Source organism: Kribbella sp. NPDC104740 (assembly GCF_055583505.1).
The window spans coordinates 173537-193878 of sequence record NZ_JBVJNV010000010.1; the positions used below are offsets into that span (position 1 = coordinate 173537).

The window sequence follows — 20342 nt, forward strand, 5'->3', positions numbered from 1 at the left end:
CAGGTGCTTTACGTGGGCACCAAGTGTTGTCATCATCATGACGACGAGGAATCCACCGTGGTTTTCCTCAGCCGCACCAAGGAGGCAGAGTGCCAGCCAAGAAGGCAGCCGCAGGGAAGGCGACAGCCAAAAAGGCTTCTCCCGCCAAGAAGACTGTCGCGAAGAAGGCCCCAGCCGCGAGGACGACGACCGCGCGCAAGGTCACGGCAGCGAAGAAGACGACGGCGAAGAAGGTGAGTGCGGCCAAGAAGGCGGTCTCCAAGGCACCCGCCAAGAAGACCGCCGCGAAGAAGACCACGGCGGTGAAGAAGACGACGGCCGCGAAGAAGACCACGGCGAAGAAGGCTCCCGCCAAGAAGGTCGTCGCGAAGAAGACCGTCGCCAAGAAGGCCCCGGCGAAGAAGGTCGCCGCCAAAAAGGTGACGACGGCCAAGAAGGCCCCGGCCAAGAAGACGACGGCGAAGAAGACCGTGGCGAAGAAGGCTCCCGCCAAGAAGGTCACCGCGAAGAAGGCACCGGCCAAGAAGGTCGCCGCCAAGAAGGCGCCGGCCCGGAAGGTCGCCGCGAAGAAGGCCCCGGCCCGCAAGGTCGCGGCCAAGCGGACCACCGCGCGCAAGGCGCCGGCCCGCAAGGCGACGTCGCGTTAATCCGTACGAAAACGAGGGGCACCACCGGAGTTTCCGGTGGTGCCCCTCGGCCCGTTCACGAGGTCAGTCGTCGTTCCACTTCGGGTCGTTGTCCCAGGCCTCGCTCTTCTCCTTGGCGATCTCCAGCGCCCGCGCGGCTTCCTCGCGCGAGCTGTACGGACCGAGCCGGTCCGCGGACTTCGCACCCTGGTACGGCTCGACCTCGCCGGTCGTCGTGTTGTAGTACCACTCGTTGCTGTGATCGTCGTCGGCCATCGCAGCGGACCACCTTCCCGGTGAAGTTGTCGCAACTAACTAGAATGATTCCACCATGTCGATTCTCACTCCCGGCATCATCTCGCCGCGCCGCCCGGTTCCCGCCTCCATCCCGCGCCCGGAGTACGTGGACAAGCCCGCGCCGGCGCCGTACGAGGGCTCGTACGTCACGTCCCCCGAACTGGTCGAGAAGATGCGCGTCGCGAGCAGACTCGCCGCCCAGGCCCTGCAGGCCGTCGGCGAGGCGGCCAAGCCCGGGGTGACCACCGACGAGCTGGACGCGGTCGGCCACGCGTACCTGGTGGAGCGCAACGCGTACCCGTCGACGCTCGGCTACCGCGGCTACCCGAAGTCCCTGTGCACTTCGGTGAACGAGGTGATCTGCCACGGCATCCCCGACGACCGTCCGCTCGAGGACGGCGACATCCTGAACGTCGACATCACCGCGTTCCTGGACGGCGTGCACGGCGACACCAACGCGACCTTCCTGGTCGGCGACGTCGACGAGGAGAGCCGGTTGCTGGTCGAGCGCACGCACGAGGCGCTGATGCGCGGCATCAAGGCCGTGAAGCCGGGTCGGCAGGTGAGCATCATCGGCCGCGTGATCGAGTCCTACGCCAAGCGTTTCGGGTACGGCGTCGTCCGCGACTTCACCGGGCACGGGATCGCCACCTCGTTCCACTCCGGCCTGATCATCCCGCACTACGACGACGAGCGTTTCGACGACGTGATCGAGCCCGGGATGACGTTCACCATCGAGCCGATGCTGACGCTGGGCAGCTACGACTACGACCTGTGGGACGACGGCTGGACCGCGACCACCAAGGACAAGTCGCGCACCGCCCAGTTCGAGCACACGCTCGTCGTCACCGACACCGGCGCCGAGATCCTCACCCTGCCGTGACTGTCACCGGCCCCGGCGACCCACACTCTTCGCCGGGGTCCGGCCTGCAGGTGATGCGGTACGAGCGCGCGCACCTGGACGGCGTACTGGCGATCTGCGCCGCCGAGGACTGGCCGAGCTTCCCTGCCGACCCCGACCGCGCCCACACGGTCCTCACCGCCCCCGGCGTCACCAGCGTCGTCGCGGTCGACGGCGACGAGGTCGTCGGCTTCGCCTACCTGCAGAGCGACGGCCACATCCAGGCCCACCTGTCCCTGATGGCCGTCCGCGCGGACCACCGCCGCCAGGGCATCGGCCGCGCCCTCCTGGAGTACGCCGGCCCGCTCACCGGCGCCCTCCGCGTCGACCTCGTCACCGACACCGCCGAGGACTTCTACCAGTCCTTCCAGCACCACCCCTACCGCGGTTTCCGCATCTACCCCTAGCGGTTGGAAGCGGCGCGGACGAAGGCGGCCAGGTCCTTCGACTGCTGCTTTCGCGAAGGCTCGTGGACGTACATCATGTGGCCGGCCGGGTAGTAGCGCAGCTCGATGTTGTCGCGGAGCTCGGCGGGGATCCGAAGGCGCGCGACCGTGTGCTCGGTGGCGAAGTACGGCGTCGCGCAGTCGTAGTGGCCCGACGCGATGTGCACCTTCAGGTGCGGGTTGGCGCGCATCGCCTCGGCGAGCTGGTCGGCGACGGTGACGTGGTTGTTCTCGAACTCCTTGAACGACCAGTCCTTGGCGGCGTCGGCGCTGATGATCTCGTACGGAAGATCGTTCAGGTACTCCAGCTCGGCGCGCACGTAGTGGTTCAGCGCGGCCGTGTACGGGCCCATGATCGCGCGCATCGACGGGTCGTCGACCGACACCTCGCCGGCCGAGTCGGCGTCCCAGCCGGTGAAGCGGGCGTCCAGGCGGCCGACCACCTTGCGCTGGGCGCGAAGCAGCTCGGCGAAGAAACGGGTGTGCTCGATCCGCAGGTCGACCCGGTCCAGGTAGTCGGCCGACAGGCCGGTCAGCGCGGACAGCTTCTCGATCACCTCGCCGCGGTAGTCTGCCGGCAACCGGTTGCCCTGGGCAAGCGCATTCGGGTACCGGCCGGCGGCGTACCGCTCGGCCTCGGCGAGCACGTCGGCGAGCTCTCGGTCCGGGATCAGCCCGTGGTAGTGCGCGGCCGCGGCGTACGACGGCAGGAACAGCGCGTACGGCAGGTCGTTGCCCGGCGTGAAGTCGAGCGTCGCGAACTCGAGCACCGCGGAGATCAGCATCACGCCGTTGAAGTACATCCCGTGCCGGTTCTGCAGGTGCGCGACCAGCCCGGCGGCCCGCGTCGTACCGTACGACTCTCCCGCGAGGAACTTCGGCGACATCCAGCGCCCGTTGCGCGACGTCCACAGCCGGATCACCTCGCCGACCGACTCCAGGTCGGGCGTGAACCCGTGGTACTCCCCCGGCTTCTCGCCCTCGACGGCCCGCGAGTACCCGGTCGAGACCGGGTCGATGAACACCAGGTCGCTGACCTGCAGCAGCGTCTCCGCGTTGTCCACCAGCCCGTACGGCGGTGGCGCCAGCTCGCCGACGTCACCGGACACCACGCGGCGCGGCCCGAGCAGCCCGAGGTGCAGCCAGATGCTCGACGACCCCGGCCCGCCGTTGAACGCGAACGTCACCGGCCGCGTCCCGGGCTCCGCGCCGTCCAGCGTGTACGACGTCAGGAACACCTCGGCCTTCGGCCGGTGCCCGTCGAACTTGCCGTCGGTCAGCACCTCGCGGCGCAGCACGATCCGCCCGGTGGTCGCGGTGTACTTCAGCTTGCGCCGCCCGGCGGTCAGCACGTGCTGCGTCGTGGTGAGATCGTCGGCCGGCGCGACCTTCTCGGTCGCGCCGGCCGTCGTCGTTTCCTGCTCAGTCATACCCCCGACACTAGCGTCAGGTCAGACCGAAGTGGTCGATGTCGAACAAGGCACCCGACCCGCCGCTGAAGGTGAGGAACAGCGCCCCCGTCCCCGCGCCGTTCAGCGTCGTCGAGACGGTCTGGAAGTTGTCCCACCCACCAGTCACCGGCACGGCGACCTGCCCGAGCACCGGCCCACCGGCCGACCCCGAGCGGATCCGGATCGTCCCGCCCGCACCACCCGACGAGATCCGCGCGGTGAAGCCGGTCTTGCCGGCCGTGCTGACCTGCGAGTAGCCCGCCCAGTCCCCGTTGTCGATGTAGCCGAGCGTCTGCCCACCACTGGCGCCACCGTGCCCGGCCACCTGTACGCCGGACTGCGACGTGAACGCCTCTCCCTCGATCTGCGTCACCGGCGGCGTCGCGGAGGCGTTGGCGGCGTATTGGATGCCGCCGAGCAGGTGCCGCCGGAACGCCTGGTCGGCGTACGACTCGATGGTGTGCCCGAACCCGGTGTAGAACGACCGCCCGGCGCCCTGCGGGTGGTACCAGGCGATCGGGTGGTCGCCCATGTTGCCGCCGCTGTAGGTCGACTCGTCGAGGTTGATCAGCACCCGCACGTTCGGCCGCGGGTTGGTGCGGTAGTTGTACAGCTCGTCGGTCCGCACCCACGTCGTCCCGAGGTGCGCGGTCGACTGGTGCGTGCGGTCCTCGACCCGCGCGGTGACCTGCTGGATCGCCGGGTGGCTGTGGAACCACGCGCCGACCAGCTGCCCGTACCAAGGCCAGTCGTACTCGGTGTCGGCCGCCGCGTGCACCCCGACGTACCCGCCGCCGCCGTTGATGTACGCCTCGAACGCCGTCTGCTGCGCCGCGTTCAGGATGTCCCCGGTCGTGCTCAGGAACACCACCGCCTTGTACGCCGCCAACTGCGCCGCCGTGAACACGTTGCTGTCCTCGGTCGCCGTCACGGTGAACCCGTTCGCCGCCCCGAGGTCCCGGATCGCCTGGATCCCGGTCGGAATCGAGTCGTGCCGGAAGCCGGCCGTCTTGCTGAACACCAGCACCTGGTACGGCGCGGCCGACGCCGTCTGCCAGGGCAGCAGCCCGCCGACCACGAGCGCTCCACCGGTCAGCAATGCCGTACGTCGCGTGAATGTAGTCATGCCAGCTCCCTAGGAAGAGACGGTGAAGGTGTCGACGTCGAACAGCGCGCCCGCGCCGCCGGTGAAGCTCAGGAACAGCGGCCCGCTCGCGGTACCGGTCAGCGTGGTGGAGACGTTCTGGAAGTTCTCCCAGCCGCCGGTACTCGGGACGGCGACCGAGCCGAGCAGCGTGCCCGTCGCCGACCCGGACCGCACCTGGAGGGTGCCGCCCGGGCCGCCCGACGAGATCCGGGCGCTGAACGACTTGATGCCGCTGGTGCTCACCTGCGAGTACCCGGCCCAGTCGCCGTTGTCGATGTAGCCAAGCGTCTGCCCGCCGCTCGCACCCGCATGAGCAGCGACCTGGACGCCGGACTGCGAGCTGAACGCCTCGCCCTCGGACGTCGTACCGACCGAGCCCGACGTCGCGAGCGTGAACGCGTCGAGGTCGAACAGGTTCCCGTTGCCGGTGACGCCCTTGAAGACCAGGAACAGCGTCGTCGTACCAGCCGGCTTGTTGGTCAGGTTGGCCGAGACGTTGGTGAACGTGTCCCAGCTGCCGGTGTTGGCGACCGGGACCGTCGCCATCAGCTGACCGGTCGCGGACCCGGCCCGCACCTCGAGCGTGCCGCCGGGACCGCCCGACGAGACGCGCGCGGTGAACGACGTCGCCGTGCTCAGCGCGTACGGCGTGAACGAGACCCAGTCGTTGTTGTCGACGTACCCGACCGTCCGGCCGCCCTCGGCCGCGGCGTGGGTCGCGAACTCGATCCCGGACATCGCGCTGAAGTGCTCGCCCTGGCGGTGCCGCGGCTGGAGCTTACGGGTGCTGTGCGTGGTGATGCCACCGTTGTCGGTGTACTCGGCGTCGAAGACCCCGAAGATGTTCGCGGCCGGGTCGTGCTCACCGTCCGGCGGCACCGCGATCGAGCCGCTGCAGCCGGTCTTGGAGGTGATCTGGTGCTGGTGGTCGTCGTGCCCGAGCAGGTAGGTGACCTTCACTCGGCTGCAGTCGATCGTCCCGTCCTCGGGGTCGCTGACGTTGACCTGGAAGGGCACGGTGTCGCCGAACGAGAACGGCTGCCCGTCAGCGGGCGTCTGCAGCGTCACCGACGGCGCGGTGTTGCCGACGCTGATCTGCACGTTCGCCGAGCCGGTCAGCCCGGTCGGGTCGGTCACGGTCAACGTCGCCGTGAACGTGCCCGCGGTGTTGTAGGTGTACGACGGGTTGGCCTGCGTCGAGCTACCGCCGTCGCCGAACGTCCAGCGGTAGGACAGCGCGCCGCCCTCGGGGTCGGAGCTGCCCGCCGACGAGAACGCCACGGTCAGCGGCCGGCCGCCGGATGTCGGCGTCGCCGCAGCCTTGGCGATCGGGTTGCGGTTGGTGCTGCCCTTGTACTCGATCCGCCAGAGCGCCTGGTTGTTCGCGCCGGTCCCGTAGTCGAGCACGTAGAGCGCGCCGTCCGGGCCGAACGCCATGTCCATCACCTGCGTGCCGGTCCAGGGGAACGCGCCGATGTCGCCGACGCCGCCGGTCCCGGTGACCTCGATCGCCTTGATCCACTTGCGGCCTAGCTCGCCGGCGAAGTAGCGGCCGTTCAGGGACGCGGGGAACTTGACCGGCGAGGTGTTGTTGGCGTCGTACCGGTAGACCGGACCGCCCATCGGCGACTCGGAACCGCCGCCGAACTCCGGCGGCGTCCCGGCGTCACCGCCGTACCGGATCCAGGACGGCTTGGCCGGCGGCAGCTTGGTCTGGCCGGTGTTGCGGAACGAGTTGTTGGTGGCACCGCCGGCGCAGTCGAACTTGGCACCCGACGGGCCGCTCGGGAACTGGAAATCGTTGTAGGTCTCGGTGCTGGTGTTGGTGCCGGTGCAGTACGGCCAGCCGTAGTTGCCGGGGGCAGTGATCCGGTCGAACTCGACCTGGCCGTTTGGGCCGCGGTTCGGGTTCGTCACACCGGCGTCCGGGCCGTAGTCGCCGAGGTAGACGATGCCGGTCGGTTTGTCGACACTCATCCGGAACGGGTTCCGGAAGCCCATCGCGTAGATCTCCGGCTTGGTCTGCGCGGTGCCCGGCGCGAACAGGTTGCCGGACGGGATCGTGTAGCTGCCGTCGGCCTGCGGTTTGATCCGGAGCAGCTTGCCGCGCAGGTCGTTGGTGTTGCCCGAGGTGCGCTGCGCGTCGAACTGCGGGTTGCGGCTGGTCCGCTCGTCGATCGGTGTGTAGCTGTCGGACTGGAAAGGGTTGCTGTCGTCGCCGGTGGTCAGGTAGAGGTTGCCCGCGGCATCGAAATCGAGATCGCCGCCGACGTGGCAGCACTGGCCGCGGTCGTTCGGGACCCGGAGCACGACCTTCTCGCTGGCCAGGTCGAGGGTGTTGTCGGTCTTCAGCACGAACCGCGACAGGTGCAGCTCGCCCTTCCAGCGGTCCCAGTCGGCCTGGGTGCCGTCGGTCGGAGCGTCGCCGTCCGGCGTACTGAGCCGTGGGGAGAAGTAGAGCCAGACGAAGCGGTTGGTCGCGAAGTTCGGGTCGACCGCGACGCCCTGCAGGCCCTCCTCGTCGTGGGTGTAGACGTTGAGCCGGCCGGCCAGCGTCGTCGTACCGTTGACGTCGGTGATCCGTACGGCGCCGTCGCGCGCGGTGTGGATCACCGAGCGGTTCGGCATGACGGCGAGCGACATCGCCTCGCCGAGCTCGTTGGCGCCACTGGCCAGCGACACCTGCTGGTAGTCGGCGGCCGGGATGGTCGACCCGGCCTCGGCCGCCGGGGCGGTCAGGCCCAGGGCTGCGACCAGCGCCGTCGTGACCAGTACGGCGACTCGGCTTCTTCTCATCACGCGACTCCTTCGATCAGGTCGAACTGTTCCCAGGGGCCGATCGCGTCCCGGTTGGCGATCAGGGGCGCGGCGCCGCCGTTGTCCGCGCAGACGAGCTTGTTGTTGACCTGCGCCCGGAGGCTGACCGAGCCGTCACCGTTGCGGATCAGCTGGAAGGTCTCCCAGGAGCCGACGTTCTGGTTCTTGGCGAGCAGCGGGCCGGCACCGGCGTCGTCGGCGGCGACGAGCAGGTTGTTGGCCTTGGCGCGCAGCGAGATGTTGCCGCCGCCGAGGTCGGTCATGACGTACTGCTGGGCGGTGCCGATCGTGTCGGCGTTCGCGATCAGCGGGGTGCCGGTGCCGGCGGTGACGTACTTGCCGTTGGCCCGTGCTTTGAGGGCTACCGCACCGGTGCCTTTCGTGAGGCCGATCGTTGCCCGGTCGTATCTTCTGGCGGCGGTGGCCGGTGTGCCGGACAGCTGTTGGAACGGCTGCGCTGTGGCGCCGGTCTTCTCGACCAGGTAGGTGCGGCCTGCCTGGGCCGGGATGGTGAAGGTGCCGTTGGACTGCGCTGCAACGATGGTGGCGCGGGTCTGACCGTCCAGGACTGTCACGCTCTGGCCGGGCCACGGGCTTCTCACGTTCAGCTGCTGCGCGGCGCCCGAGCTGATCGCGACCGTCGTCGGCGAGCCGTTGGCGATCTGCACGTGCACCCTCGACTTGTGGCCGATGGCAACCGTTCCTTCACCGGTCCAGTCGGTCGGCCAGGCGGGAGCGATCCGGAGCAAACCGTCGTAGTCCGTGGCCAGCGCCTCGGGCACCGTCGCGGCGAGCACGCCCGACTGCTCGATGTACGGCTCGAACGCCGGCTGCGCGGTGAAACTCGCCATCCCCGACGGGTAGACCTGGTACTGCCGGATCGCGGCGAGCAGCGCGGTCTTCATGTCGGTCGCCAGCCCGAGCCGGGCAGCGTGCAGCGCGTCGTAGCTCCAATCGTTGCCGTTGACATAGCTGCGCGAGGTGTACGTACGCCGCCCGACCGCGGTCAGCGGCCCGCTGTCGCCGATCAGGTTGTACGGCCAGACCGCCTCGAGCCCGATGTTCTCGCTGTTGTGCCGGGCCGCCGTCGGTTGCGTCGACAGGCCGATCATCGTCGTACCGTTGGCGTCCTGCGCGGGAGTGAGCAGCTGGGTCTGCGTCGCCGTGTCGGTCCGCGGCAGCGCCTGGAGCTTCGGGATCGCCGCGTTGAGCTGACCGACCAGCGCGCTGTCGACGCCGAGGGTCTGCGCCGCCTTGACCGCGACCGGGAAGAACGCCTGCATCGCCGCGATGTCGGTGGTCGGGTCGGTGACGCCCCACTGCGTCTCGTGCGCGTTCGAGAACGTGTGCAGCTTGCCGTCGGCACCGGTCGTCGCGTGCGAGAGCAGGAACTGCGCCGCGCCCTTGATCAGTGGGTAGTGCGCGGTCAGGAACGCCCGGTCGTCGGTCATCCGGTAGTGCTCCCAGACCCACAGGCCGATCTCGGCGCCGGTGGTGATGGTCAAGGAGTTGTACGTCGGCGCGATGATCGAGTCGCAGGAGGCGTTGCTGGTGCCGCCGTCGTACGTGCCGTTGCCGTTGAACCGCATCGTCTCCGGGACGCAGAGGCCCTGGCGGCCGGGCATGCGCTGGCTGGTCCAGGTCGCGATCGCGTCCTGGTTGTCCTTGTAGAGGCGGAACATCGGGTCGTTCAGCGCGGGCAGTCCCGCGGACAGGTTCGCGGCGACCTGCATCCTGAGGTTCCAGAACCAGTAGCCCGACGGGTACCAGTCGCGTTTGTCCTGCGAGAAAGTGAACAGGTCGGCGACACCTGCTTGCGATCCGGGCAGGACGCCGCGGCTCTGCGCAGCAGCGGAGTACAGGTAGATCGTGCGCAGGTTCTCGACGTAGTCGCCGGTGCCGTCTGGGGAGCTGATCTTGATCAGGCCTGCTCGTTGCCAGTAGTCGTGCCACCACTGGAGATGCGGGTTCCTGACCTCGGACGCCGGACGCGTGGCGGCTCCGTTCAGTACGGCGTTGGTGGTGGCGATCGAGTCGCCGCCGGTCCAGGTCGGCGCCGCGACGACGACCCGGAACGAGCCGTCGGCGTTGGGCTGGAAGGCGACCTGGCCGGTGAGGTTGTTCGGCGCCGACGCGACGACGTTGCGGCCGCCGGCGGTGATGCCCGCGAGCGAGCCGAAGGTGCGGCCCGACGCGCCGGCGCCCTGGTTGTCGACCCAGGTCTCGGCGAGCGCGGCCACGGCGCCGGAGGCGCGGGCGGTCGGCGTACGCGGTGACCAGAGTTTGACCTGGGCGGTCTGGGTGGCGTTCGGGTCGGCGCCGGTGACGTCGACGACGAGCTGCTGGGTGTCGGCGCGGATGAACGCGGTCAGCGTCATGCCGCCGCCGGACTGGCGCAGCATTCCGTCGTACAGGTCGAGCTTGCCGGTGAAGTCGGCGGCGGTGGTCATCCTCGACAGGCCCGGGATCACGACGTGACCGAGGGACTTGCGGCTCGGGAACGTGTCGGTGCGGTTGAGCTGCGCGGTGAACCCACCGGCCGCCCAGACCGCCGCCCCGAGGGCGCCGTTGCCCAGCGGCAGCGACTCGGTCGGCACCGCGTTGGCCCGGCCGAGCACGATGTCGGAGCGGCGGACCAGGTTCGGGGTGTCGACGACGAAGGACCCGTTCTGCCAGGCGGTGAAGCCCGGTGCGGCGACGGCGGGCGGGGAACCACCGGTCGAGATCAGCCCGGCGAGCAGGGCCGTCGCCAGCAGGATTTTGGGCAGGCGGGATCGCAGGAGGGTGTTCATCGGATCTCTCCTGGAGAAGGAGCGGACCCCTGGCCTGGGGGCGGAGAGGACCAGAGGTAGACATCGGATCTTTCTGGGTTCACGCTCCGCTGTCAATCCCTCACCGGTTCCGGAACTTCCGGGCTCGGTAACCTCTGCCCATGGCCAAGATCCTTCACCTTGCTTTCGCCGACGAGTGGTCGGCGGCCCAGGCCGCCGGCGCCTACCGGATGTCGACCCGGGGTGTGTCCCTCGACGACGACGGCGTGACCTTCATCCACGCGTCGCGGCCCGACCAGGTCGCCGGCGTCGCGAACCACTTCTACGCCGACGTCGAGGAGTCGCTGCGACTGCTGGTGATCGACACCGAGCGGCTCGTCTCGGCGCTCTGCGACGAGGACCTGGACGGCAGCGGCACCACCTTCCCGCACATCTACGGCCCGCTGAACCTCGACGCGGTGGTCGACGTACGGACCTACGAACGCGGGGCGGACGGCCGCTGGCCCGAGATCTCCGCGGAGGCCGTATCCTGATCGGCGGAACGGGTCGGTCGGGTGACCGCGTCGTCCACTCCGGTGGGCGCCGAGGAAAGTCCGGACTCCACAGGGCAGCGTGGTGGGTAACGCCCACCCGGGGAAACCCGCGGGACAGTGCCACAGAGAACAGACCGCCAGCGGCCTGGACGAACCCCGTGGTTCGTCCAGGTGCGGGTGAGGGTGAAACGGTGGTGTAAGAGACCACCAGCTCGGCAGGTGACTGCGGAGGCTAGGTAAACCCCACGTGGAGCAAGGCCAAGAAGGACGCCGGGCAACCGGCGTTCGCGCGAGCGTTCGAGGGCTGCCCGCCCGAGCTCGCGGGTAGGCCGCTGGAGACTGCCGGCAACGGCAGCCGTAGATGGATGGTCACCGACAACAGAATCCGGCTTACAGACCGGCCCGTTCCCCTTGACCGTCTGTGGTGGCAGTGGCCGGCCTGCGGCTGATGAACGGGTCACGTGGTTGACTGCTGGGTCAATCGTTTGCGCAACCCCGTGAGGACTTGAGATGAAGAGGCTGACCCGCGCCCTGATCGGCGTACCCGCCGCGACGCTGCTCGTGATGGGACTGACGACGATCGAGGCGTTCGCCGCGGACGGCGTACCGAGCAGTGCACCGCCGGAAGGTTCGCTGGGTGTCTGGTGCGTCTCGGTCACCGGCGCGAAGGCGTGCTTCGCGGAGTACGGCGACCGGGTGTGGGTGAAGGACACCAAGGCCAACGGCGCGCCTGCGGCCGGCACCATCTCCGACACCGAGTCGTCGGCGAGCTGGCACCGCGAGTGCTTCAACCGCCGCGGCGCGGACGGGGGCTGGGTGATGTGCAACTTCAACGTGCCCGAAGGCAACTCGGGCCTGCTGTGGGCTGCGAACAACCCGTTCGTCGGCAGCCAGGCGAGCGTGAAGATCTTCACTCAGCTGATCTGATCTGCTTCGGCTCGGCGAGCTGCCTCGCCAGTAACGCCGCCAAGGCGGGAAGCACGATCAGAACAGCCAGAACTGTTTGAAGTGACGTGCTTCTCGCCAGCGCCCCGAGCGCCGGCGCCAGCAACCCTCCTGCGCTGACCGCGAGCCCCAGCGTCACCCCGCTCGCCGTACCAACTCGGGTCGGCAGGTAGTCCTGGCCGAGCGTGATGTGGAGCGAGAACGGCACGGAGAGCGCGATCGCCGTCACCACCACGAACGCGAGCATCACCGGCCCGGGGACGAACGCCAGACCCGCCAGCCCGAGCGCGGCGACGGCGTACGCAACACGCATCACCGGCAGCCTGCCCCACCGATTCGCCAGCCGTCCGCCGAGCAGCGTGCCGATCACCCCGCCCGCGAACAGCACCACGAGCACCGCCGAGCTTCCCGTCGCGGACAACTCGAGCCGCTGCCCGATGAACAGCCCGACGAACGTCGTCAGCCCGACGTACACGATCGACCGCAGTACGACGACGCCCGTCAGCTGCGTGAACGACCGCCAGTCGTCCGTCCCGGCCACCGCGCAGCGGGACCTCCGCGTGGAGCTGGTTGCCCGCAGCAACGGGATCGTCGTCAGCATCCCGAGCACCGACGGCACCAGCAGGAACGGCGTCGCCCGCAGCCCGCCGTACGCGAGCAACGGTGCGACCAGCACCGGCGCCAGCGCGAACCCCACGATCCCACCGAGCGAGAACCAGCTCATGCCGACATGGCCGCCGCCGGTGACAGCGCGCGCCGTACGGGCGGCCTGCGGATGGTACGCCGCGACGCCGACGCCGGTCAGCGCGATCACCGCGAGCGTCAGCACGTAGTCGCTCGTCAGCCCGACCGCCGCCGTACCGGCCCCGGTCACGAGCATGCTTGCTGGAAGCAACCACGGCATCGACCACCGATCGGTCAGCAGCCCGAACGCGGGCTGCACCACCGACGACAGCAGCGTCGCGGCGAGCACGAACCCGGAGACCGCAACGTAGTCGTAGCCACGCTCGTGCACCAGGAACGGGACGAGCACCGGAACGATCCCCTGGTACAGGTCGACGCTGCCGTGCCCGGTCGCGAGCAGGACGGTGGGGAGCCTCTTCACGGTCCGAGTCTTCCGGGTGTGCGCCTGTCCGGCTTCCGATAATCTGCCGAGTGATGTCGACAAGCCGCCACCTGCCGATCGCGCCGACCGTCCTGCGCCGCCTCGACGCCGGCGCGGGCATCGACGCGCACCGGCACGACGACCACCAGATCGCGTACGCCGCCCGTGGCGTCCTCGCCGTCGCGACCGATCAGGGGCACTGGATCGCGCCCGCCGACCGGGCGATCTGGGTCCCGGCCGGGACGGTCCACCAGCACCGCGCGTACGGGCGGACGGACCTCTACCTGGTCGGCCTCACCGAGAACCCGCTCGGCCTGACCGCTCCCGCGGTCCTTGCCGTCGGCCCGCTTCTCCGCGAACTGATCATCGCCTGTACGTCGTCTGTCGCCGAGACCCCTTCGAACGCGCGCCTCCGCGCCGTACTGCTCGACCAGCTCCAACACACCTCCGAGCAGCCCTTGAAGTTGCCTACAGCAACCGATCCGCGCTTGGCCGTCGTCTGCGCGATCCTCATCGCCGATCCCGCCGATCGTCGACCTCTCGCGCTCTTGGCGGCGTCGGTCCCGGCCGGCGAGCGCACGCTCTCCCGCCTCTTCCGCTCCGAGTTCGCGATGACCTTCCCGCAGTGGCGCACCCAGCTCCGCCTCCACCACGCGCTGATCCTGCTCGCCGAGGACCACCCGGTCACCACCGTCGCTCTGCGCTGCGGCTGGTCGACCCCGAGCGCGTTCATCGACACCTTCCGCCGTACCTTCGGCCACACCCCCGGGCAACACCTTGACAGGCGTCGGTAAACGTTTGCCAAGATGCTGGGATGATCTACGAGCTGAACCACGTAGGCGGCCCCGTCCAAGACCTCGACGCAAGTCTCGACTTCTACACAGCCCTCGGCGCCCAGATCGTCGACCATCTCTTCATGGCGGGCCCGCAGGTCACCCGCGTCCACCTCCAGCTCGGCACCGGCCTGATCGAGCTCCTGCACGCGAACAACCCGGCCCCCGACGCGACGTACGGCCTCAACCACATCGGCTTCATGACCGACGCCCTCGACACCGACTACGCCCGCCTGATCGAAGCCGGCTACGCCGAACTCTCACCCCCCAAGGTCGCCGGCAGCGGCCAAGGCCGCCTCGCCTTCCTCGCCGACCCCAACGGCAACCGCGTCGAACTCCTCCAACGCACCGAGGAGTTCCGCATCCCACCCATCACCACCGGCGCAACCCGCCGCCTCGCCCACATCGCCCTCGACGCCCCCGACCTGGAAGCCGCCACCACCTTCTACTCCGACCACCTCGGCCTCCCCCACGACGCCGGCCGCTTCACCCTCGACCAAGACACCCTCGCCCTGAGCGCGACCTGGCCCCCGTCCACCACCCCGGTCAACCACCTCGCCCTCGAGGTCGCCGCTCCCCGCCCCGACCTCCACGACCCGGACGGCAACCGCATCACCTTCGTCCCGATCAGCTGATCGGCCGCCACCCATTGTCACCACCCACACGCAGCGTTACGGTGACTCCTGATCCCGAGGGGGGCTCGGGGATTCAAGGGGGGAACCATGTCACAGCCGTACTCCGGCATGCCCGGACAACCGCCAGCCGGACCGAAACAGCCGCCGGGCAAACTCCGCACCCGCACCGTGGTCCTGATCATCGCCGCTGGACTGACGGTGCTGTTCGTCCTCAGCAGCATCCAGGGCGCGCTCAACAAGCCCGCCGCCGGCCCGGACCCGGCGAGCGCCCAGGTCGTCGAAGTCACCGACGGCCTGCCCGCGGCACCACCGGCAACCACACCAACCGCTGCACCGACGCAGCCGGCGACCACCGCACCCAAGCCGACCACAGCACCGAAACCAACCACCGCACCGGAGTCCACGGCACCACCGAAGCCCGTCGTACCGCCGAAGCCCGTGGTCCCACCGAAGCCGACCACCGCACCGAAGCCCGCGGCGCCACCGAAGCCGAAACCCATCGTCTACAAGAAGATCTCGGCCCGCCAGTGGAAGCTGATCGCCAAGTCCCCCGACGACCACGTCGGTGAGAACCTGATCATCCACGGCGAAGTCACCCAGTTCGACGCCGCCACCGGCACCGACACCTTCCGCGCCAACGTCGACGGCATCAAGCACCGCCCGGCGTACGGCTTCGTCGACTACCCGAGCAACGTCATCCTCACCGGCACCGAGTCAGCCCTGACCGACCTGGTCGAAGACGACCTCTTCACCGCCCGCGTCACCGTCACCGGCTCCCTCACCTACGACACCCAGATCGGCGGCCAGACGACGGTCCCGCAACTCCAGATCGCGTCCTTGGCAGTGACCGGCAGCGTCGGCGACTAGCACCAGCCGGAGCCGGGAGGACGACACATGGTGCAAGGATTCAAGGCAGCGGGGATTGTCATCGCGGTCCTCTTCGGGCTGTGGCTGTTGTACCTGATGGAGAACATCCCGAGCGGCGATCCTCCGCGGCCACCGCCGCCCTGGGAGTCGCTCCGAATCTCTACGCCGCCGACAGACATCGAGACCCGTTGGCCAACCCGAGGGTATGTCTGCCGCGAGTGCCCGGACCCTGAACCTCCGGGGGACTACGAGGCGGACCGCGCGTGGGAGAACGACGCGTGGCGATGAGCGTCACGCTGACAGCGGGGTGACCGGCGCCGTGCCCGCGAGCTCACCCTTGAGGTGAGCCCAGGCACCCACCTCAGGGGGCACCTCCTACTCAAATCTTCCTGTCTTTGCCCTTGTTTCTTGCCCTCTTTTCTCAGCTGAGGTCTAGTTCGTAGTACTGGCTCAGGAGGCCCTCGCCGAAGAGGGTGTGGGGTTCCTCGCTGGTGAGGGTGAAGCCTCGGTTGAGGTAGATCTGGCGGGCTGCTTTCAGGGGGTCGTTGGTCCAGAGGACCATGCGTTTGTAGCCGGCTGTGCGGGCGAAGGCCAGGCAGGTGTCGACGAGGCGGCTGCCGAGGCCGTGGTCTCGGGCGGCGGGGGTGAGGAGGAGCAGGCGGAGTTTGGCGGTGGCGTCGTCGGGGCCCTGGACGCAGAAGATGCAGCCGACGCGGACGCCGTCGAGCTCGGCGATCCAGGCGGCTTCGCGGGCCGGGTCGGCGGTCTCGGCGTAGTCGGCGACGACGCGGGCGACCAATGCCTCGAAGGGCTGGCCCCAGCCGTACTCGGCGGCGTACAGCTCGCCGTGGAACTGGACGACCCAGCCGAGGTCGCCGGGCTGGTCGGCGGGACGGATCACTGGTTCGGACATCGGCACACCCCGATCTACTGACACGAGTGTTTCAGTAGGCGATACTAGCGGCGTGCCGACCACGAAACCAGCCCCCTCCGCGCGGGAGCGGGAGCTGCTGGAGCTCGCCTACAGCTACTCGCTCACCCACGGGCTCGCCGATCTGTCGCTGCGTCCGCTGGCGACGGCGATCGGGTCGAGTCCGCGGGTGCTGCTGTTCTTGTTCGGCAGCAAGGACGGGCTGATCCGGGCGCTGCTGGCGAGAGCGCGGAGCGACGAGCTGGACTTGCTGCGGCAGCTTCGGTACGGCGACGGGCAGCGCCCGGACGACCGGGCCCGGCGCGACGAGGGCGGTTCTGCGACGCAGCCTGGGCTCGACGTGATCGCCCGCGAGCTGTGGACCTGGTTGTCCGCACCTGAGCGGCGTCCGCTGATGAATCTCTGGGTCGAGGCGTACGGCCGCTCGCTGGTCTCCCCCGACGGCCCGTGGGGCGACTACGCGCGGAGCACCGTCGACGACTGGTTGGAGTTGCTCAAGGCATCACAAGTCGATGCCGAGAGCAAGCATGCCCAAGCGCAGCGGACCGCCGTGCTGGCTCTTCTCCGGGGCGCGCTGCTCGATCTGCTCGCCACCGGCGATCTCGACCGCACCACCAGGGCGGTCGAGCAACAACTAACCCGCTAGCTCGAACGCGATCGTCCGCTTGGTGATGTCGGCCTCGACCAGCTTCACCCGCACGGCCTGCCCCAACGGCAGCGGCGACGCACTCGTCACCTTGCCCTCGACCGCGAGCGTCGACAACGTCACGACGCCCCGCTTCGGATCCCGCTCGTCGACATCGACGACGACCCCGTCGAACTCCGCGCCGACCTGGTCGGCGACCAGCCCGGCCTCGACCATCGACACGATCGCGCGCTCGTACGCGTGCGCCTTCCGGTCGCACTCCTCCATGATCTTCGGGATCTCGTCCATCGACTCCAGAACCCAGGAAGGCACCGGCTGGTCCGCGCACAGCGCGACGCAGATCTCCCCGGTCCACCGATCGACCAGCCGGCGCAGCGGCGCGGTCACGTGCGCGTACTCCGACTTCATCGCCGCGTGCTCCGGCTGCTCAGGAACCCCACCGGAGAAGGCCGTGTAACCCGCACCCCGGAAGAGAACGGTGCACGCGGCAAGCATCGCGGCATGCGCCGGCACCTTCGGGTCGAGCCCGTGGATGAACTCCGCGTACGACGTACCGACCGGCCAGTCGATCCCGAGCGCCTTCGCGGTGTTCTCCAGCTTGCGGCGCAGGTCGTCGTGCGACTCCGGCAGCGTCCGCAGGATCCCGATCTCGCCGTACATCATGAGGTGCGCGGCGGCCATCCCGGTGAGCAGCGAGATCTGCGCGTTCCACCCCTCGACCGGCAGCGGCGCGCGGAACTCCAGCGACCACTGGCCGTCGGCCGTGACGACCTCCTGGTCCGGGATCGGCAGGTTGACCCCGCCGCGCTCCAGCTCGCGCTGCTCGCGCAGCTTGCCGACCTCGCGCAGCAGCTGCAGCGACTCCGACGCCGTACCGGCATCGAGGTCCTTCTGTACGCCGGCGTAGTTCAGCTTCGCGCGCGACTTCACCAGCGCCCGCTCGCAGACCACGTCGGTCCCCTCGCCGGACGCGTCGACCGTGATCGTCCACAGCAGCGCAGGCCGTACGGCGTCCGCCAAAAGCGACGCGGCGCCCTCGGACAGCTCCGGCGGGTGCAACGGCGTGCGCTTGTCGGGCGCGTAGAGCGTCTCGCCGCGCTTGCGCGCCTCGACGTCGATCGGGTCGCCGGGCTGCACGAACGCCGCGACGTCCGCGATCGCGTAGTGCACGGTGTAGCCGTCGCCGGCGCGCTCGATGTGCAGCGCCTGGTCGAGGTCCATCGACTCGGGCGGGTCGATGGTCACGAACTCGATGTCCGTGCGGTCGAGCGACGGCAGCCGCGGGTTGTCGCGCGCGGCCAGCGCCGCCGCGACCACCTCGGGCGGGAACTCCGCCGGCACCTCCAGCTCACGCCGGATCGTCTGCAGCGAAGCCCGGAGCACCTCGGGCACGTCCTCGGCGAAATGCACCTTCTGCAACGGCACTCGACCACTCCGTCCTCGACGACCCGGCCGCGACGATGCGGCCGGGGGTCCTCAGACTAGCTGCCGAGGGGAGGCACGACATTGAAGCTGCGCAAGGAGGCCAGGCCGTCGGCGTACCAGTTGATCTCGGTGACCGTCGCGGGCTTCAGCTCCATCCGGAACAGCGACGCCATCGGCGCCTGCAGCACGCCGCGCACCATCAGCTTGATCGGCGTCACGTGCGTCACGACGACGACGGTCTTGCCCGGGTACGACGACAGCACCGCGTCCCGCGCCGACCGCGCCCGGCGCGCGCACGTGTCGAACGACTCGCCGCCGGGCGGCGCGACCGTGGTCGAACCGAGCCAGGCGTTCAGCGCGTCCGGCCACTTCTCCTGCACCTCGGCGAAGGTGTGCCCGTCCCAGTCGCCGAACGAACACTCGACCCAGCCGTCGCGTACTTCGACGTCGAGCCCGAGCCGCTCGGCGACCGCGGCCGCCGTCTGCCGCGTCCGCAGCAGCGGGGAGGAGATGACGGCGTCGATCGGCCCGAGCCCGGCCTCGGCTCCAGCCGGCACGCCGCCGCCGGCCGGCCCGGCGATGTAGCGCGCCGCCGCCTCGGCCTGCTGACGCCCCACCTCACTCAGCCCCGGGTCGTCCCCACCGGACCCCGAGAACCGCTTGTCCACCGTGTGCGGCGTCTCGCCGTGCCGCAGGAAGATCAGCCGCGTCGGCGGCTCGGCCTGTACGCCGCCCCAACCCTGCATCGCCTTCCCGAGCTCCGACACCTCGGTCACCACCGGCGCCGCCGAGCTCTCGGCCGGCTTCAGCGGGACCGGCTTGCCGTCCAGCGCCATGTTCGCCAGCGCGTCCGCGGCCGCGTTCTGCGCCCGCGGCACCCAGGTCCACTCGGTCCCGAACGGCGCCAGCGACTGCGCCTTCGCCGCCAGCGGCTTCATGTCCGGGTGCTTGACCTTCCAGCGCCCGGCCATCTGCTCGATCACCAGCTTGGAGTCCATCCGGACCTCGATCGAGGCGTTCGGCGCGTACTCCGCGGCCAGCTCCAGCCCGGCGATCAGCCCGCTGTACTCCGCGACGTTGTTGGTCGCGACCCCGATCGTCACCCCGGCCTGCGCGATCACCTGCCCGGTCGCCGGGTCGCGCACCAGCGCGCCGTACGAGGCCGGGCCCGGGTTGCCCCGGGAACCACCGTCGGCCTCGACGACGACGTGCGTCCAGGTCATACCGTGCTCTCCGGCGTACGGACCAGGATCCGGCCGCACTCCTCACAGCGCAGTACGACGTCGGCAGCGGCCGCCTTGATCTTGGCCAGGTCGGACGGCGCCAGCTCCATCCGGCAGCCCATGCAGCGCTTGCCGACGAGCGGCGCGGCGCCGATGCCACCGTTGTGCTCGCGCAGCCGCTGGTACTGCTTCACCAGGTCGTCGGGCAGCTCGGCCGCGACACCGGACCGCTGGTCGCCCAGCGTCGCGCGCTGCTCGTCGAGCTCCTTCAGCGCGGCGTCGCGGGTGCCCTCGAGCTCGGACTGGCGGCCGGCGAACGCCTCCGCGCGGCCCTGGAGATCGGCCTGGACGACCTCGGCCGCCTCCAGCTTCTCCATCACCTCGAGCTCGGCGTCCTCCAGGTCGGAGATCCGGCGGTCCAGCGACCCGATCTCGTGCTGCAGGTTCTCCAGGTCGCGCGGCGACGTGACCTGGCCGGAGTCGAGGCGCTGCTGGTTGCGCGCCTTGCGCTGCCGGACCTGCTCGACGTCGCTGTCGGCCTTCTTCTGCTCGCGGCGCAGGTCCGACACCTCGGTGTCGGCGGCGACGAGCTCCCGGTCGACGACGGACTTCTCCGCCCCCAGGTCGGTGAGCGCCTGGTGCTCGGGCAGTGACCTGCGCTTGGTCGCGACCACATCCAGCTGCAGGTCGAGATCCTGCAGGTCCAGCAACCGGCGTTGGACAGCGGGCTCGGCGTTCAGGGT

General features: G+C 69.6%; 19 protein-coding genes and 1 other RNA gene. 10 read left to right on the plus strand and 10 right to left on the minus strand.

Annotated elements, in window-relative coordinates:
• Positions 1-89: 89 nt before the first annotated feature.
• Positions 90-647: a histone H1-like repetitive region-containing protein gene (locus ACZ6Z4_RS36350; RefSeq protein ID WP_465575978.1), complete on the plus strand. Its 558-nt coding sequence runs from the start codon at positions 90-92 to the stop codon at positions 645-647.
• Positions 648-710: 63 nt separating this feature from the next.
• Here the strand turns inward: ACZ6Z4_RS36350 and ACZ6Z4_RS36355 are convergent, their stop codons facing one another.
• Entirely contained in the window at positions 711-902 is a 192-nt protein-coding gene (locus ACZ6Z4_RS36355) for a hypothetical protein (protein ID WP_363671574.1), read from the minus strand.
• Between the two features lie 55 nt (positions 903-957).
• On the opposite strand from ACZ6Z4_RS36355, the gene map reads away from it, so the two are divergent.
• Together map and ACZ6Z4_RS36365 are read left to right on the plus strand one after the other, a co-directional pair.
• Complete coding sequence (map, locus tag ACZ6Z4_RS36360) at positions 958-1806, plus strand: type I methionyl aminopeptidase (protein ID WP_465575988.1); 849 nt, start codon at positions 958-960, stop codon at positions 1804-1806.
• Entirely contained in the window at positions 1803-2231 is a 429-nt protein-coding gene (locus ACZ6Z4_RS36365) for a GNAT family N-acetyltransferase (RefSeq protein ID WP_465575992.1), read from the plus strand. The genes map and ACZ6Z4_RS36365 overlap by 4 nt, the downstream gene beginning before the upstream one ends.
• Here ACZ6Z4_RS36365 and ACZ6Z4_RS36370 read toward each other — a convergent pair.
• From ACZ6Z4_RS36370 to ACZ6Z4_RS36385, 4 genes are read right to left on the minus strand one after another with little or no spacing between them, the layout of a single operon-like run.
• Positions 2228-3700, minus strand: coding sequence for a S10 family peptidase (locus ACZ6Z4_RS36370; RefSeq protein ID WP_465575995.1), 1473 nt, complete (start codon positions 3698-3700; stop codon positions 2228-2230). The two genes, ACZ6Z4_RS36365 and ACZ6Z4_RS36370, sit on opposite strands and share 4 nt — an antisense overlap.
• A 16-nt stretch (positions 3701-3716) precedes the next feature.
• Entirely contained in the window at positions 3717-4847 is a 1131-nt protein-coding gene (locus ACZ6Z4_RS36375) for a ThuA domain-containing protein (protein ID WP_465575998.1), read from the minus strand.
• Positions 4848-4856: 9 nt separating this feature from the next.
• On the minus strand, positions 4857-7664 hold the full coding sequence (locus tag ACZ6Z4_RS36380; RefSeq protein WP_465576000.1) for a carbohydrate-binding protein: 2808 nt from the start codon (positions 7662-7664) through the stop codon (positions 4857-4859).
• Complete coding sequence (locus ACZ6Z4_RS36385) at positions 7664-10477, minus strand: fascin domain-containing protein (RefSeq protein ID WP_465576007.1); 2814 nt, start codon at positions 10475-10477, stop codon at positions 7664-7666. Before ACZ6Z4_RS36385 ends, ACZ6Z4_RS36380 begins: the two co-directional genes overlap by 1 nt.
• Before the next feature lie 140 nt (positions 10478-10617).
• Between ACZ6Z4_RS36385 and ACZ6Z4_RS36390 the strand changes: the two genes are divergently transcribed.
• The 3 genes from ACZ6Z4_RS36390 (at position 10618) to ACZ6Z4_RS36400 (ending at position 11916) form a co-directional block, all read left to right on the plus strand.
• Positions 10618-10989, plus strand: a complete 372-nt coding sequence (locus tag ACZ6Z4_RS36390) for a DUF952 domain-containing protein (RefSeq protein WP_465576014.1) — start codon at positions 10618-10620, stop codon at positions 10987-10989.
• Positions 10990-10998: 9 nt separating this feature from the next.
• Positions 10999-11398: RNase P RNA component class A (gene rnpB, locus ACZ6Z4_RS36395), an RNA gene on the plus strand.
• A gap of 101 nt (positions 11399-11499) precedes the next feature.
• Positions 11500-11916 carry a hypothetical protein gene (locus ACZ6Z4_RS36400; RefSeq protein WP_465576019.1) on the plus strand — a complete coding sequence of 139 codons (417 nt, stop codon included), beginning with the start codon at positions 11500-11502 and terminating at the stop codon, positions 11914-11916.
• Here ACZ6Z4_RS36400 and ACZ6Z4_RS36405 read toward each other — a convergent pair.
• Positions 11900-13039: an MFS transporter gene (locus ACZ6Z4_RS36405; RefSeq protein WP_465576022.1), complete on the minus strand. Its 1140-nt coding sequence runs from the start codon at positions 13037-13039 to the stop codon at positions 11900-11902. The genes ACZ6Z4_RS36400 and ACZ6Z4_RS36405 overlap by 17 nt on opposite strands.
• A gap of 53 nt (positions 13040-13092) precedes the next feature.
• On the opposite strand from ACZ6Z4_RS36405, the gene ACZ6Z4_RS36410 reads away from it, so the two are divergent.
• The 3 genes from ACZ6Z4_RS36410 (at position 13093) to ACZ6Z4_RS36420 (ending at position 15374) form a co-directional block, all read left to right on the plus strand.
• Positions 13093-13833, plus strand: coding sequence for an AraC family transcriptional regulator (locus ACZ6Z4_RS36410; protein WP_465576025.1), 741 nt, complete (start codon positions 13093-13095; stop codon positions 13831-13833).
• Between the two features lie 20 nt (positions 13834-13853).
• Entirely contained in the window at positions 13854-14507 is a 654-nt protein-coding gene (locus ACZ6Z4_RS36415; RefSeq protein WP_465576028.1) for a VOC family protein, read from the plus strand.
• An 87-nt stretch (positions 14508-14594) separates the two neighbouring features.
• The gene (locus ACZ6Z4_RS36420) at positions 14595-15374 is read left to right on the plus strand and encodes a hypothetical protein (protein WP_465576031.1); all 780 of its coding nucleotides are present in this window, start codon (positions 14595-14597) and stop codon (positions 15372-15374) included.
• A 421-nt stretch (positions 15375-15795) separates the two neighbouring features.
• Here ACZ6Z4_RS36420 and ACZ6Z4_RS36425 read toward each other — a convergent pair whose 3' ends face one another.
• Positions 15796-16287 (minus strand): GNAT family N-acetyltransferase, encoded by a 492-nt coding sequence (locus ACZ6Z4_RS36425; RefSeq protein WP_465576034.1) that lies wholly within the window; start codon positions 16285-16287, stop codon positions 15796-15798.
• A gap of 52 nt (positions 16288-16339) precedes the next feature.
• On the opposite strand from ACZ6Z4_RS36425, the gene ACZ6Z4_RS36430 reads away from it, so the two are divergent.
• Positions 16340-16951: a TetR/AcrR family transcriptional regulator gene (locus tag ACZ6Z4_RS36430; protein WP_465576038.1), complete on the plus strand. Its 612-nt coding sequence runs from the start codon at positions 16340-16342 to the stop codon at positions 16949-16951.
• Here the strand turns inward: ACZ6Z4_RS36430 and ACZ6Z4_RS36435 are convergent.
• From ACZ6Z4_RS36435 to ACZ6Z4_RS36445, 3 genes are read right to left on the minus strand one after another with little or no spacing between them, the layout of a single operon-like run.
• Entirely contained in the window at positions 16940-18376 is a 1437-nt protein-coding gene (locus tag ACZ6Z4_RS36435) for an RNB domain-containing ribonuclease (RefSeq protein ID WP_465576041.1), read from the minus strand. The genes ACZ6Z4_RS36430 and ACZ6Z4_RS36435 overlap by 12 nt on opposite strands.
• Before the next feature lie 56 nt (positions 18377-18432).
• Positions 18433-19599, minus strand: a complete 1167-nt coding sequence (locus ACZ6Z4_RS36440; protein WP_465576047.1) for a bifunctional RNase H/acid phosphatase — start codon at positions 19597-19599, stop codon at positions 18433-18435.
• Positions 19596-20309 (minus strand): zinc ribbon domain-containing protein, encoded by a 714-nt coding sequence (locus ACZ6Z4_RS36445; protein WP_465576052.1) that lies wholly within the window; start codon positions 20307-20309, stop codon positions 19596-19598. The genes ACZ6Z4_RS36440 and ACZ6Z4_RS36445 overlap by 4 nt, the downstream gene beginning before the upstream one ends.
• Positions 20310-20342 lie beyond the last annotated feature (33 nt).

What these genes read in the sequence shown, in the direction of transcription:
- ACZ6Z4_RS36370 (WP_465575995.1), bottom strand. Translation starts at nt 3,700, where the DNA reads ATGACTGAGCAGGAAACGACGACGGCCGGCGCGACCGAGAAGGTCGCG.
- ACZ6Z4_RS36415 (WP_465576028.1), top strand. Translation starts at nt 13,854, where the DNA reads ATGATCTACGAGCTGAACCACGTAGGCGGCCCCGTCCAAGACCTCGAC.
- ACZ6Z4_RS36420 (WP_465576031.1), top strand. Translation starts at nt 14,595, where the DNA reads ATGTCACAGCCGTACTCCGGCATGCCCGGACAACCGCCAGCCGGACCG.
- ACZ6Z4_RS36390 (WP_465576014.1), top strand. Translation starts at nt 10,618, where the DNA reads ATGGCCAAGATCCTTCACCTTGCTTTCGCCGACGAGTGGTCGGCGGCC.
- ACZ6Z4_RS36440 (WP_465576047.1), bottom strand. Translation starts at nt 19,599, where the DNA reads ATGACCTGGACGCACGTCGTCGTCGAGGCCGACGGTGGTTCCCGGGGC.
- map (WP_465575988.1), top strand. Translation starts at nt 958, where the DNA reads ATGTCGATTCTCACTCCCGGCATCATCTCGCCGCGCCGCCCGGTTCCC.
- ACZ6Z4_RS36380 (WP_465576000.1), bottom strand. Translation starts at nt 7,664, where the DNA reads ATGAGAAGAAGCCGAGTCGCCGTACTGGTCACGACGGCGCTGGTCGCA.
- ACZ6Z4_RS36375 (WP_465575998.1), bottom strand. Translation starts at nt 4,847, where the DNA reads ATGACTACATTCACGCGACGTACGGCATTGCTGACCGGTGGAGCGCTC.
- ACZ6Z4_RS36385 (WP_465576007.1), bottom strand. Translation starts at nt 10,477, where the DNA reads ATGAACACCCTCCTGCGATCCCGCCTGCCCAAAATCCTGCTGGCGACG.
- ACZ6Z4_RS36400 (WP_465576019.1), top strand. Translation starts at nt 11,500, where the DNA reads ATGAAGAGGCTGACCCGCGCCCTGATCGGCGTACCCGCCGCGACGCTG.
- ACZ6Z4_RS36355 (WP_363671574.1), bottom strand. Translation starts at nt 902, where the DNA reads ATGGCCGACGACGATCACAGCAACGAGTGGTACTACAACACGACGACC.
- ACZ6Z4_RS36425 (WP_465576034.1), bottom strand. Translation starts at nt 16,287, where the DNA reads ATGTCCGAACCAGTGATCCGTCCCGCCGACCAGCCCGGCGACCTCGGC.
- ACZ6Z4_RS36410 (WP_465576025.1), top strand. Translation starts at nt 13,093, where the DNA reads ATGTCGACAAGCCGCCACCTGCCGATCGCGCCGACCGTCCTGCGCCGC.